General features: G+C 66.0%; 10 protein-coding genes and 1 pseudogene. 8 read left to right on the top strand and 3 right to left on the bottom strand.

The genetic code is table 11. From position 1 onward, the window contains the following. Positions 1-547, bottom strand: a 547-nt coding sequence (locus EA346_RS04350) for a hypothetical protein (RefSeq protein ID WP_296756096.1), incomplete at its 3' end; no start/stop codon positions are given. 273 nt (positions 548-820) lie between these two features. Here EA346_RS04350 and EA346_RS04345 point away from each other — a divergent pair. The 7 genes and pseudogenes from EA346_RS04345 to fbp all read left to right on the top strand — a co-directional run bounded on the left by EA346_RS04345 (position 821) and on the right by fbp (position 10,833). Further along, positions 821-2,086, top strand: a complete 1,266-nt coding sequence (locus EA346_RS04345) for an HlyD family efflux transporter periplasmic adaptor subunit (protein WP_296756094.1) — start codon at positions 821-823, stop codon at positions 2,084-2,086. 61 nt (positions 2,087-2,147) lie between these two features. Beyond that, a pseudogene (locus tag EA346_RS04340) lies at positions 2,148-5,255 on the top strand (efflux RND transporter permease subunit); the annotation flags it as partial. Positions 5,256-5,382: 127 nt separating this feature from the next. Next, positions 5,383-6,156, top strand: coding sequence for an enoyl-ACP reductase FabI (fabI, locus tag EA346_RS04335; protein WP_296756091.1), 774 nt, complete (start codon positions 5,383-5,385; stop codon positions 6,154-6,156). A 4-nt stretch (positions 6,157-6,160) separates the two neighbouring features. Continuing rightward, on the top strand, positions 6,161-7,564 hold the full coding sequence (locus EA346_RS04330) for a bifunctional enoyl-CoA hydratase/phosphate acetyltransferase (protein WP_296756089.1): 1,404 nt from the start codon (positions 6,161-6,163) through the stop codon (positions 7,562-7,564). Positions 7,565-7,615: 51 nt separating this feature from the next. Beyond that, positions 7,616-8,827 (top strand): acetate/propionate family kinase, encoded by a 1,212-nt coding sequence (locus tag EA346_RS04325; protein WP_296756088.1) that lies wholly within the window; start codon positions 7,616-7,618, stop codon positions 8,825-8,827. A gap of 115 nt (positions 8,828-8,942) precedes the next feature. Continuing rightward, positions 8,943-9,620, top strand: coding sequence for a VTT domain-containing protein (locus tag EA346_RS04320; RefSeq protein WP_296756086.1), 678 nt, complete (start codon positions 8,943-8,945; stop codon positions 9,618-9,620). A 190-nt stretch (positions 9,621-9,810) separates the two neighbouring features. Further along, a complete protein-coding gene (gene fbp / locus EA346_RS04315; RefSeq protein ID WP_296756085.1) occupies positions 9,811-10,833 on the top strand; it encodes a class 1 fructose-bisphosphatase in 1,023 nt (340 codons plus the stop codon). 106 nt (positions 10,834-10,939) lie between these two features. Here the strand turns inward: fbp and EA346_RS04310 are convergent, their stop codons facing one another. Both EA346_RS04310 and EA346_RS04305 read right to left on the bottom strand, forming a co-directional pair. Continuing rightward, positions 10,940-11,398 carry a hypothetical protein gene (locus EA346_RS04310; protein ID WP_296756084.1) on the bottom strand — a complete coding sequence of 153 codons (459 nt, stop codon included), beginning with the start codon at positions 11,396-11,398 and terminating at the stop codon, positions 10,940-10,942. Between the two features lie 200 nt (positions 11,399-11,598). Beyond that, entirely contained in the window at positions 11,599-12,504 is a 906-nt protein-coding gene (locus EA346_RS04305; protein WP_296756082.1) for an alpha/beta fold hydrolase, read from the bottom strand. Positions 12,505-12,634: 130 nt separating this feature from the next. Here EA346_RS04305 and ettA point away from each other — a divergent pair. After that, positions 12,635-14,301: energy-dependent translational throttle protein EttA (gene ettA, locus EA346_RS04300; RefSeq protein ID WP_296756081.1), on the top strand; the 1,667-nt coding region annotated here is incomplete at its 3' end.

Below are 14,301 nucleotides of genomic sequence, written 5' to 3'. Positions count from 1 at the left end.
GCATGCCCCGCTGCGCTTCGAGCTGGATTTCCTGGAGGCGTTCGATGATGCGATCGGTTTCCGGCTCTTCGCTGCGCATCGCTTCCATCATGTCCTCCTCGAAGGAACGTTGAGCCTCAACCACCTCAGGGTCCTGCATCACGGCCTGCTGTGCCTCCTGGAGTTGCTGCTGCGCCTCGCGCACTTCCTGTGACTCCAGGATCTCGCGGCGCTGCGCATCCGACAGGCTTTCGTCCTGCACCTGACCCTGGGCCGCCAGCAGCGTCTCCATGATGGCGCCCGGATCATAACCGGCCTCCCGCATCTTGTCGGTCACCAGGTCTTCCATGGCGTCCGCCTGCTCCTGCAGCGCCGGGTTGTTCTCCATCGCCCTTTGCTGCGCCTGCTGCAGGCGCTCCTGCAACTGCAGGAATTCCTGCTCCAGGGCGCCGGGCTGTTGCGCTCCGCGCTGCTGCCCCATCTGCGCGAGGGCCGCGCTGGAAAGCGCCAGGGCGATGAGCCCGATCGCCAGGATCGCAAACCGCTTGTACAGTCTCTGCTCTTGCATGACAGTCCTTCCTCCGTGTCTGCGGCCAATCCGCCGCTTGCCGGACGAGCTTAGCAGCGATCCGGACCGACGTGTCAAACCCGATTCCACTTGCCGGCGGAGGTCGGGAGCAAGCAACCGAAACCCCGCTGCGGATCCCGTCCGGCCATTCGACCCGGCTTGCGAATCAGCTACAATTGTCGCGCCGCACCAGATCCCCGTCGCCAAACGGTGAACCTCAGCCGCCTTTCGACGTCCTAGAGTGGCGCCAAGCCCCGCACTCCCGAGACCCCAATGTCCCCAAGCCGTTTCGCCCGCAAGCTCGCGCCGCTGCTGATCCTCGCAGCGGCCGTCGTCGGCTTTATGATACTGCGTGCAACGGGACCCTCCGCACCCCCTCCCGAGGCGACTGAGCGTGCCTGGCAGGTCCGTGGCATCGAGGTGGATCCTGGGGTGAACCGGCCGACCCTGCAGCTCTTCGGGCGTACTTCTTCACCGCAGACCGCCATCCTGCGCGCCGCGATCGAGGGCGAGATCGATGGGGTACCGGTCCGGGCGGGGCAGACCGCCGCTGTCGGCGCCTTGCTTGTACAGATCGACCCGTCGGAGACCCGGCTGAATCTCGCCCAGCGCGAGGCCGAGTTGAACGAGGCGACGGCCGCGATCGAGAGCGAGCGGCTGCGCGCGGAGGCGGACGTCCGCACCCTCGCCCGGGAACGGGCGTTGCTCCAGATCGCCCAGCGCGGTCTGGACCGCGCCCGCGATCTCCGCGCCCGCGACCTTGGGTCTGACGCCTCGGTCGATGACGCCCAACGCAGCCTGGAACAGGCCAGACTCACGGTGGACGCACGCGAGCAGGCCGTGGCCGACGCCCCCAGTCGTCTGGCTCAGGCCCAGGCACGCGAGGCGCGTATCCGCGCCACGGTCGAGCGGTCGAGGCTGGACGTGGATCGCGCCGAGATCCGGGCGTATGCCAGCGTCCGCATCGCCGAGGTCCACGTCAGCCCGGGCGAACGGGTGCGCGTTGGGGATCCATTGGTCCGTGTCTATTCGCTGGATGACCTGGAGATCCGTGCCAGCCTCCCGGAAGTGGTGCTGCCACGCATCACCCGGCTCTTGGCCGAACAGCAGCCACTTCCGGCGGAGGCATCCGTGGCTGGCCAGCCGATCCGGGCCGAACTGGCCCGGCTCGCGGGCGAGACGCGTGACGGCGAGGCCGGCATCAGCGCGCTGTTCCGCGTCACCGAGGGTGCCCGCGACCTGCCGCTGAACCGATTCGTGAATCTCCAGCTCATTCTGCCCGAGGAACCCGACAGCATTGCCGTGCCGTTCGAGGCCCTGTACGGGCGGGACCGCGTCTTTCGCATCGTCGATGCGCGGCTGCAGGGACTGCAGGTGGAACGGCTGGGCGAGATCACCGACGCAGAGGGGCGCACGCGCGCGCTGATCCGCCACCCGGATCTCGCATCGGGGGACGTGCTCGTGGCAACCCGTCTGCCCAACGCCGTCGATGGTCTCCGGGTGGAAGTGGAGATGAACACGCCGGCCGGGACCCCGTGAGCGTCGCATGACAGCCAACGAATCGACGATCGATTCCAGCCCGGCCGCCCCGCCACGGGACCCCCGGCGCGGTCTGATCGGACTCTTCCTGTATCACCGCCTGGCCGCCAATCTGCTGGTGGCATTGATGGTCCTCGGGGGCGCGTTTGCCCTAACGAAGCTGAATACCCAGTTCTTTCCCACCTTCGAGCTGGATTTCGTCCAGGTGCGGGTGGTCTGGACCGGGGCCAGCGCGGAGGACGTCGAGCGCGGCATCACCGACCCGCTGGAACAGGACCTGCGTACCGTCGACGGCATCCGCAACATGACCTCGACCTCGGCCCTGGGCGTGGCTTCGATCACCCTGGAATTCGAGGCGGGCACCGACATGACCCTGGCCCTCGAACAGGTGAAGGATCGGGTCGACCAGCAGCGCAACCTGCCCGAGGCGGCGGAAACGCCGGTGGTCACCCGCATCGTACGTTACGAACCCGTGGCGCGGCTGCTCGTCAGTGGCCTGGACAACATCCACGATCTGCGCATCCTTGGCCGCCAGTTCGAGCGTGAACTCCTGGACCGTGGCATCGCCCGGGTGGAGTTCACCGGCCTGCCCGAGGACGAGATGGCGATCCAGGTGCCAACGCTGAGCCTGTACGCCACCGATCTGACCCTTGGCGACATCGCACAGCGCATCGAGGGGCTCAGCCGCGACATCCCGGCGGGCAGCGCCGGAAGGGCCGATACCGCTCGGCAGCTGCGCAGCCTGGATCAGCGCCGCGACATTACCGCCTTCGAGGAACTGCCTTTGCGCGCCGATCCCGAACTCGGGCTTCTGCTGCTTGGCCAGATCGCGGACATCGAACGCAGGCCGCGCGATGGCGAAGTCAGCGTCAGTGTCGGCGGCATGCCGGCGCTGGAGATGCAGCTGCTGCGGACTGAGACCGGCGATTCGCTGGAAGCGGCTCGGATCCTGGAGGAATGGCTGCAGGACGTGCGCCCGATCCTGCCCCCGGGCGTGTCCCTGGAGATGATCGACGCTTTCTGGGAGCTGCTGTTCGAGCGGATCACACTGCTTCTGAAGAACGGTGCCGGCGGTCTGCTACTGGTCCTCGGCATCCTGTTTCTGTTCCTCAACCGGCACGTCGCGGTGCGCGTGGCGCTGGGGATCCCCATTGCCTTCACCGCCGCTCTGATCGTGCTCTGGCTGGTTGGCGGGACGATCAACATGATCTCGCTGTTCGGCTTCATCATGTCGCTGGGGATCATCGTCGACAACGCCATCGTGGTTTCCGAGCACGCCTACACGCTGCACCAGAAGGGCGAGGGGCCGGCCGAGGCTGCGGGCAACGGCGCGCGGCGGATGCTCGCGCCCGTGATCTCCGCGTCGCTGACCACGGTCGCCGCCTTCCTGCCGCTGATGCTGATCGGCGGCGTCATCGGGAACATCCTGTTCGACATCCCGCTGGTGGTGATCTGCGTGATCCTCGCGACCCTGATCATCGCCTTCCTGATCCTGCCCGCGCATCTCAAGGGCGTGCTGTCACGCCTGGAGCAGCCGCCGGAAGGCAGCCTCCGCGCCCGCTTCGACAACGGGTTCGAACGCCTTCGCTACGGCGCCTTCAAGCGCCTCGTCGCCCGATCCGTGGACCATGCCGGGATCACGCTCGCCCTGGCTATCGGGGCTCTGATCCTGGCCATCGGGCTTGCCGCCAGCGGCCGGATCGGCTTCACCTTCTTTCCGGCGCCCGAGGGCACCGTGCTCAACGCCGGGGTCAACTTCGTCGCCGGTACGCCGCCGGAACGGGTCGAAGCCTTCCTGGCAGCGACCGAGGAGGCCCTGTACGAGGCGGAACGGGCGCTGGGCGGGGATTTGGTACAAGCCGCGGTCGTGCGGCGCGGACTCGGGATCGATCCGGGCGACGGCAATGCACCGCGCGGCGAACAGTTCGGCAACATCCAGGTGGAACTCGTTTCCCCCGAAGCGCGGACCGTGACGAACCGCGAGATCATCCGGGCCTGGGAGGACCGGGTGCGCCTGACGCCCGGAATCGAGAACTTCAACATCAGCGAGCGCGCGGGCGGTCCGCCGGGTCGCGACCTTGACATCCGCCTGACCGGCGACGACCCCGACCGACTGAAGGCCGCCGCACTCGACCTTGCGGAAATCTTCGGCGACTTTGCCGGCACCTATGCGATCAACGACGACACCCCGTTCGGACGCGAGCAGCTCATCTACTCGCTCAGGCCGGAGGGCCTGGCCCTCGGCCTCACCACCGAGAGCGTTGGCACACAATTGCGCGATGCCTTCGACGGACGCATGGCCCAGATCTTCCAGGACGGCCTGGAGGAGGTCGAGGTCCGCGTGCGCCTGCCCGACTGGGAACGGCACCACACGGAGACCCTGGACCGGCTTTCCATCCGCCTGCCCTCCGGCGCCCTGGCGCCTCTGGACAGCGTGGTGGAAATCCAGTCCCGCCAGGGCTTCGAGACCCTGCGCCACGCCGACACGCGACTCGCCATTCACGTCTCGTCGGAGGTGGACCGCAGCGTGAACAATGCCGCGCGGATCCGGGCGGCCCTCGAGGACGGGCCGCTGGACGAGCTTGCGCAGCGCCACGGTGTCGAATACTCCTTCGAGGGGCGCGCCGCCGACCAGGCAGAGACCTTCGCCGACATGCGTGTCGGCCTGGTCCTGGCGCTCAGCCTGATGTACCTGACCCTGGCCTGGGTCTTCGCCTCCTGGGGCTGGCCGCTGATCGTGATGGCCATCATCCCCTTCGGGATTCTCGGCGCCTTTCTCGGTCACTGGCTGCTGGGCGTGGAACTCACCATCCTTTCGATGTTCGGCCTGTTCGGCCTGACGGGCATCGTGGTCAACAACTCGATCATACTGGTCAGCTTCTACCAGGGTCTGCGCGACGAGGGCCTGGCCCTGCGCGATGCCATCATCGAGGCCTCGTGCCAGCGCCTGCGCGCGGTGATCCTGACCTCGGCGACCACCATCGCCGGCCTCACGCCATTGCTGTTCGAGCGCTCGCTGCAGGCCCAGTTCCTGATCCCCATGGCCATCTCCATCGTGTTCGGCCTCGGCGTCGCGACGATGCTGGTGCTGCTGGTCATCCCGGCCCTCCTGCGCCTCTACGAAGGGCGCTTCGACCGCGGCGCACTGGCGGGTGCCACCGGCCGTTGAGCCTCAAGTCCGGCGGTCAACGCGCAGTCCGCCTCTCCTTTTGCTACACTTATGACGCAACGCATCATTGATCGGCACCCGTTCGAGAGTGCCGGATCGACCGGAAAAACCACCCCGGAGCGTTCTCATGAGCCGACAACATCCGCTGGAAGGCAAGACCGGCATCGTCACCGGTCTCGCCAACGCTGACAGCATCGCCTTCGGCTGCGCCCGTGCCCTGCATGGGGCCGGTGCCGACCTGATCCTCAGCTACGGTCACCCCAAGGGCGAATCCCATGCCCGCCCCCTGGCCGAACAACTGGGCGACGCCCCACTCCTGCTCTGCGACGTGCGCGATGACGCGCAGACCGAGGCCCTGTTCGCAGCCGCCACCGAGCGCTGGGACAAGCTGGATTTCCTGATCCACTCGATCGCCTTCGCCCCCCGCGACGATCTGCACGGTCGCGTGGTCGACTCCAGCCGCGACGGGTTTCTGCTGGCGATGGACATCTCCTGCCACTCCTTCATGCGCATGGCGAAGCACGCCGAGCCCCTGATGCGCAAGGGCGGCTGCCTGATCACGATGAGCTATCACGGTGCCGAGAAGGTCATCGACAACTACGGCATCATGGGTCCGGTGAAGGCCGCCCTGGAATCCTCGGTGCGCTACATGGCCGCCGAACTCGGCCCTGCCGGAATCCGGGTGCACGCGCTCTCCCCAGGACCCGTCGCAACCCGGGCCGCCTCGGGCATCCGCGACTTCGACGATCTCCTGGCCGATGCGGAATCGCGGTCCCCCACCCGGAGGCTGGTCAGCATCGACGACGTTGGCGCAACCGCCGCGTTCCTCGTCAGCGACGCAGCTCACTCGATCACTGGTGTCACCACCTACGTCGATGGTGGCCTGCACATCCGAGGCTGAACCGATGTCACCTTCCGACAAGGAAATCGAGAACCGTACCTACGACGAAATCGAGGTTGGCGACACGGCCCGCCTCGAGCGGCGCCTCACCATGGACGACATCAAGCTGTTCGCGGTGATGTCGGGGGACGTCAATCCCGCCCACGTCGACGAGGACTTTGCGAAGAGCAGCCGCTTCCAGGAGATCATCGCCCACGGCATGTGGGGCGGCGCCCTGATCTCCACCCTGCTGGGTACCGAGCTTCCGGGACCAGGCACGATCTACCTGGGCCAGACCCTTCGCTTCAAGGCACCGATCGTGCTCGGCGACGTGCTCACGATCACGGTCGAGGCCACCGAGAAGAACGACGAGAAGCACCGTATCCGTTTCCACTGCCTGTGCAAGAACCAGGAAGGCAAGACGGTGATCGAGGGCGATGCCGATGTCCTCGCGCCCACCAAGAAGGTGCGCCGACCCCGCACCGTGATGCCCCACGTGCGCATGGCCGAGCGCAGGCACCTGCACGAACTCCTGGAGGCCGCATCGAGCCCGGAACCCCTGCCCACCGCCGTGGTGCACCCGGTGGACGCGCAGTCACTGCAGGGTGCTTTGCAGGCCGCGCGCCGGGGACTCATCATCCCGGTCTTCGTCGGCCCCGAGGAACGGATTCGCAAGGCCGCCGAGGAAGCCGAGATCGACCTCTCCGAATTCGAACTCGTAGCGACCAAGCACAGCCATGCTGCTGCCGAACGTGCCGTAGCCCTCGCGCGCGAGGGCCAGGTCGGCGCGCTGATGAAGGGTAGCCTGCACACCGACGAACTGCTGCGCGCCGCGCTGCACAAGGAGAAGGGCCTGCGCACCGAGCGGCGCCTGAGCCACGTGATGGCCTTCGATGTGCCCACCTATCCCAGACCGCTGTTCATCACCGACGCAGCGATCAACATCTACCCGTCGCTCGAAGACAAGGCGGACATCATCCGCAACGCGATCGAATTGGCCCACGCGGTCAAGATCGAGTCACCGCGGGTCGCCATCCTCTCCGCAGTGGAGACGGTCAATCCCCGAATCACCTCCACCGTGGAGGCTGCGGCGCTGTGCAAGATGGCGGAACGCGGGCAGATCGAGGGCGGCATCCTCGATGGACCGCTGGCCTTCGACAATGCCATCTCGGAGAGTGCCGCCCACGCCAAGGGCATCGACTCCGAGGTCGCAGGCCGCGCCGACGTCCTGGTCGCCCCGGACGTCGAAGCCGCAAACATGCTGGTGAAGCAGCTGACCTACCTCGCTGACGCCACCGGCGCCGGCGTCGTCGTCGGCGCCCGCGTCCCGATCATGCTCACCAGCCGCGCCGACGACGCAATCACCCGCATGGCCTCCTGCGCCCTCGCCCTCCTCCTCGCCGAACACCAGACCCACCACCCCACTTAGGAGCTTAGGAGCGGCCTCCAGCCGTGCGGGCTCTTACCTGGAGTTTTCGCCATGTCAGATGACCTTCTCGTCCTGAACAGCGGATCCTCGAGCCTTAAGTTCGCGGTTTATGCAGCGAACAATGCCCGAGGGGAGACCGAACCCCGGCGCCGGCTCCGGGGGCAGATCACCGGACTGGACGCGAGGCCACGGTTCGAGGCCAAGGATGCAGACGGGGATACCGTCGAGGAGCGTGATCCCTCGAATGGCTCGGACAGCTTCGGGCAGGATCAGGCACTCGACTTCCTGTTGGATTGGCTCGATCGCGAACGGGACGGACGGCCCCTGCACGCCGCCGGCCATCGAGTGGTGCACGGGGGGCAGACATTTCAGGATGCGGTTCGCGTCAAGGACGATGTGTTGGACCGGCTGGAGGCGCTGGTACCGCTGGCGCCGCTGCATCAACCGCACAACATCGCTCCCATCCGCAGCCTCGCCGAGTCACGGCCGAACCTTTTCCAGGCAGCCTGTTTCGACACGGCTTTCCACCATACACAGTCCGCTTTGGAACGCCGTCTCGCCCTGCCACGCCACATCGCGGAACAGGGTGTGATGCGTTACGGCTTCCACGGTCTGTCCTACGAATACATCGCCGGGGCATTGGCAGAACGACTGGGCAAGACCGAGACCGGACGGGTCATCGTCGCGCACCTGGGCAGTGGCGCCAGCCTGGCCGCCCTGCGCGATGGCGTCAGCGTCGCCACGACCATGGGCTTCACGGCCCTGGACGGGCTGCCCATGAGCACGCGCTGCGGCTCGCTCGATCCCGGCGCCGTGCTCTACCTGCTGCAGGAAAAGGGGATGAGCCCCGAGGACGTCACCACGCTGCTCTACGAGCAGTCGGGGCTGCTGGGCATGTCCGGAATCAGCGGGGACATGCGGACCCTGCTGGACAGCGACGAACCGGCCGCGGAGGAAGCCGTCGCGGTGTTCGTGCACCGCACCGTCCGCGAGATCGGGGCCCTGGTGGCCGTGCTTGGCGGACTGGACCACCTCGTCTTCACGGGGGGTATCGGCGAGCATTCCAGCCCGGTGCGCGAACGCGTCTGCCGGCAACTCGACTGGCTGGGCGTCGAACTCGACCCCGGGGCCAACCGCACGCATGCGGAGCAGGCCCAGCGCGAACGCAGCCGGGTCGGCGTGTGGATCATCCCCACCGACGAGGAGCGGATGATCGCCCGACACAGCCTGCGCCTGCTTCGGGAAGAAGCGCCCCCGTCCTGAAAACGCTTGCCAGCAATCCCCGTTTGTCCCGAAGATGGGTGCCTGGTCGCCTTTTCTTCGATGGGAGTTCCAATGCGTCAGACCGGCCCCTGCCCGCGATGAGCTGGCCAGCGCGATGAAGCGGCTTGCCAACTGGCTACACCGGCACTGGGGCGTCCTGCTGCTGCTCACCCTGGTCGCAGTAGGCCTGGTCCTGGCGACCTGGCATGCCCGCGACCTCACGGTGCTGCTGGAGAAGGGCGAACAGATCGCGGACCGACCGGCAGCCATGGTCGCGGTGGTCGTACTGATGATCGTGCTGTTCGCCTTTGCGCTCCCGGGAAGTCTAGGCCTTTGGCTGATCGCGCCGTTCCATCCTCCGGTGGTTTCCGTGGCGATGCTGCTGGTCGGCAGTGTCCTCGGCGCGCTGGGAGCTCACACGGTTTCCCATCGACTCGGCAAGCGCTGGTCCCCCGGCGCCAGTGCCGAGCGCCTCGTCGAATTTCTGAGCCACCGAAGCGATCTCCTGACCCAGTCCGCGCTGCGCGTGCTGCCCGGCTTTCCACACTCCTTCGTCAACTATGCTGGCGGGGTTCTGGGACTGCCGCGCGGCACCTTCCTGCTTGCCGCACTGCTCGGGCTCACCGTGAAGTGGGGGGTGTATGCGACCGCCGTGCACGGCGCGGTCGAGGCGATCGAGACCGGCGATGCCCTGCAACCGCAGACCGTCCTGCCGCTCTTCGTGCTGGCCGCCCTGCTCCTGCTCGGCGGGCTGGTGCGCAAGCGGATCGAGCGCCGCCGGGACAGCGACTGAAGCCCTGACGGGAATCGCTTGGCAATGCCGTCGTGCAGGGTCGGTCTTCGCTGTTGCAGGCCGGCCAGAACGGCTTTCCGGCCTGCTTCCGCCTCGATTCGGGGCGTTTCTGCGCCGGGGCATCGTGACCGGAGGTCACTCCTACAGGGGTGTATACTGGCGGTATTCCTGAAGGCGCAGGGGAGAGGGGATGAAGGCCAGCGCGGGTTACCAGATCGTCACCCTGAACGAGTTCATCATCAACCGGCAGGAGGAACACCCGGAAGCCAAGGGCGACCTCTCCCGACTGCTGCACCATATCGGGGTCGCCGCGAAGATCGTCAACAAGAAGATCAACAAGGCGGGGCTGGTGGACATCCTCGGCGAGGCCGGCGAAGTCAATGTCCAGGGCGAGGAGGTGAAGAAGCTGGATGTCTTTGCCAACGATCACTTCATGGCGGCGGTCAAGGCATCAGGCGAGGTGTGCGCGATCGCCTCGGAGGAAAACCAGGAGATCGTCACCTTCAACGATGGCCTGTCCCGCGACGGCCACTACGTGTTCTGCATGGATCCCCTCGATGGTTCCTCGAACATCGAGGTCAACGTGTCGGTGGGCACCATCTTCTCGATCTATCGGCGGATCAGCCCCGCGGGCGAGCGGGCGCACGTCTCCGACTTCCTGCAGTCGGGCCACCGGCAGGTGGCCGCAGGCTACGTGATCTACGGATCCTCGACGATGATGGTGTACACCACCGGCAATGGTGTCGATGGCTTCACCCTGGACCCCGGCATCGGCGAGTTCTGCCTCTCGCATCCCCGCATCCGGACCCCGGACGACGGCAGGATCTACAGCATCAACGAGGGGAATTACGTCCACTTCCCGATGGGCGTGAAGAGGTACATCAAGTACTGTCAGGAGATCGACCCGGAGAGCCACCGGCCCTATACCTCGCGCTACATCGGCTCCCTGGTCTCGGATTTTCACCGCAACCTGCTGATGGGCGGCATCTTCATCTATCCGGAAACCCAGAGCGCGCCCAAGGGCAAGCTTCGACTGATCTACGAGTGCAACCCGATCGCCTACGTCGCCGAACAGGCGGGTGGCATGGCGAGCAATGGAACAACGCGGACCATGGACATCGTGCCCAGCGATCTGCATCAGCGCGTCCCGTTCTACGTTGGTTCCAGCAGGATGGTCGACAAGGTGCACGACTTCCTGCGCGAATTCCCCTGAACCAGGATCTCACTCCCCTGGGAGATCTCCAGTCGCGATCCCGGCCCGCATCGCGGCCAGAGGCCGCTTACGAGAGGGCTGGAGAGCCGGGTTCTCCCGACTCCGGCTACGCTTCGCGCTCCACGTTCTCAAGAAACCCGTCCAGAGTATCGCCCTCCCCAAAGCAGCCCTCCAGCAGACTCCTGAATTCCTCCAGCGCCGGATAGCTCATCAGGCCCTGGTTCGGCCGCGCTGCAGCCAGGCGCAGGGCCTCCTCAGTCTCGTCCACCGACAACAGGAATACCTCCAGGGTCAGACCCCCGGCATCCCCGGACCGCTCCGGATCGCCCGGCGCCACCACGATGCGGTGACCCCCTGGACATGAATGCTCTTCCACCGCGGCATCCTGGATCCGATCATTATGGACCCGGTTCTGCTCCGCCGACCCGGTCTCCCCCTCGACCGGAGTGACCAGCCAATGCTGATATGCCCCGGCGGCAACCATCATGGTTCCAGCCACCAGCAGCCCCGGGCTCACGACACGCCAGAACAGGGCGCCGGTCCAGCGCCAAAGGACGAAACTCACGAGAGAGAGGAGTAGTACGATCGCGGCCGCGGCGCCCGGTGGCGCCAGGGGACCGGGTGGGTAGGAAATTCCACCCACCCGCCACAGGGCCAGCGCCAGGGCCAGCGCCGCGAGGATGACGGCGACATAGAAATATTGGAACCGGTTGATTCTGATTCTCCAGATATGCGGTTGGCGGGCGTTCTTCCATCAGCCCGGTATCAATGCTGCTGCATGAAATCCGCGATGGCCTCGACGACATCGTCAGCAAAGAAGTCCCGGAAGAAATGGTCCGCCCCGTCGATGGTGACGGTGCTCACGTTCCCGGCATCCGCGAGAGCCCCCATGCGCTCGGGCAGATCGGCAACCACGTCGTCCTCCGAGCCGATGATCACCAGTGTCGGCGTATCGATACCGTCGATCAGGGTCGGGGTATCGTTCGCCTCATCCGGCGAGTAATATCCGAGAAAGGCCCTCGGGGACACGTCCAACTCCTCGCAGTACAGGAAACGCACACCCTGCAACAGGGTCTCCGGCTGATCCATACGCATCAGCTCCGTGGCCTGATCGAGACGGACGATCAGGGGCATGCCCGACTGCGCCTCGTAGGCCGCCGCCGCGCGCTCTGCATCGAAGGTCGACGGCGCGATCAGGACCAGCGCACGCACGTCCTCTACCCCCCACTCCTCGTGAAAGCGCGCCACCTGGTTGCCGCCGCGGGAATGCCCGAGGAGGGTCACCGGACCGTAGCCCTCGTCGCGCAGCCAGGCCAGCCAGGCGTCGAGTTCGGCGAAATGCTCCTGCAGACCGTGGGTCACGGGCCGGTCGCACTCGAACATGCCCTCGCGGGCGTCGATGCCGAAGCTCAGGTTGACCGCCAGGGAGTTCATCCCCTGATCCGCCAGCAGGTCCTGCACCGCCGCCATGGTCTCCATCCGGCCGTGCGCCAGCGTGCCGTGCAGCATCAGGACGACCCCTTCCGCGGGATCGACAGGCGCCTGCAGGTGTCCCACGAGGGTGAGGCCATCGTGCTCCAATGTGACCCTCTCGGCGGACTGCGCCGCAAGCGGCACCCAGAAGAGCAGAACGAACAGCCAGGCGTACAGGGATTTCCGTGAACGGAACATGGGGCCTCCTCGAGTGGATGATGGGAACGAGTCTATAGACGCCGTGACGCGCCAATAATTTCATCGGGAACTCGTGGTATGGTAATGGGTTCACTGCCACTCAACACGCAAAAGTACCAAAAGAGGTCCCATGGCGCAGTACATCTTTACCATGAACGGTGTCGGCAAGATCGTCCCGCCGAAGAAGCAGATCCTGAAGGACATCTACCTGAATTTCTTCCCGGGCGCCAAAATCGGCGTACTGGGATACAACGGCTCCGGCAAGTCCACCCTGCTCCGGATCATGGCCGGCGTGGACAACGACATCCTCGGCGAGGCACGCCCCCAGCCCGGCATCCGCATCGGCTTTCTGGAACAGGAACCCCGCCTCGACGACGGCAAGGACGTACGCGGCAATGTCGAGGAGGCCGTGCAGCCCATCCAGGAAGCGCTCGCGCGGCTGGACCAGGTCTACGCCGCCTATGCCGAACCCGACGCGGATTTCGACAAGCTGGCTGCAGAGCAGGCCGAGCTGGAGTCCCTGGTCCAGGCCAGCGACGGCCACAATCTGGACCGCAAGCTCGAGGTCGCCGCCGACGCACTGCGCCTGCCTCCGTGGGATGCGGACGTAAAGACCCTCTCCGGGGGCGAGCGTCGGCGTGTCGCGCTGTGCCGGCTGCTGCTTTCCAGCCCTGATATGTTGATCCTCGACGAGCCCACCAACCATCTCGACGCCGAGAGCGTGGCCTGGCTCGAACGCTTCCTGCAGGAGTTCAACGGCACCGTGGTCGCGGTGACCCACGACCGGTACTTCCTCGACAACGTCGCCGGCTGGATCCTGGAACTGGATCGCGGTCACGGCATCCCCTGGGAGGGCAATTACTCCTCCTGGCTGGAGCAGAAAGAGAAGCGCCTTGCCCAGGAGGAGAAGACGGAACAGGCCCGGATCAAGGCCATGGAGTCGGAACTGGAATGGGTGCGCAGCAACCCGAAGGGGCGCACGGTCAAGAGCAAGGCACGTCTGAAGCGCTTCGAGGAACTGTCCTCGAGTGACTACCAGCGCCGATCCGAGACCAAGGACCTGTACATCCCACCAGGTCCGCGTCTAGGCGACGTGGTCCTCGAGGCAGAGAACCTGAACAAGGCCTTCGGCGATCGCCTCCTGTACCAGGGCCTGTCGTTCTCGGTGCCCCGCGGGGGAATCGTCGGCGTGATCGGCCCCAACGGCGTCGGCAAGACCACGCTGTTCCGGATGATCACCGGCCAGGAAAAGCCGGACGGTGGCGACATCACCATCGGCGACACGGTGCAGATCGCCTACGTCGACCAGAGCCGCGATGCGCTGGCCGACGAGAAGTCGGTCTGGGAGGAAATCTCCAACGGCCAGGACATCGTGCAGGTCGGCAACTTCCAGATGCCCTCACGCGCCTATGTCGGCCGCTTCAATTTCAAGGGCGCGGACCAGCAGAAGCGGATGAAGGACCTGTCCGGCGGCGAGCGCAACCGGGTTCATCTCGCCAAGGTGCTGAAGAGCGGCGGCAACCTGCTGCTGCTCGACGAACCGACCAACGACCTCGACGTGGAGACTCTGCGGGCGCTGGAGGAGTCACTGCTCGACTTCCCCGGATCCGCGATCGTGATCTCGCATGACCGCTGGTTCCTGGACCGCATCGCCACCCACATGCTGGCCTTCGAGGAGGACGGCAGCGTGGTGTTCTTCGAAGGGAATTACCAGGAGTACGAGGCCGACCGGCACGAACGCCTCGGTGCCGCCGCCGACCAGCCGCACCGGGTGAAATACAAGCGCCTGGCGTCCTA

Source organism: Thioalkalivibrio sp. (assembly GCF_007692535.1).
Classification (GTDB): domain Bacteria; phylum Pseudomonadota; class Gammaproteobacteria; order Ectothiorhodospirales; family Ectothiorhodospiraceae; genus Thioalkalivibrio.
The sequence above is the reverse complement of the archived record's forward strand: the minus strand, read 5'-3'. Positions and strand labels throughout refer to the sequence as shown.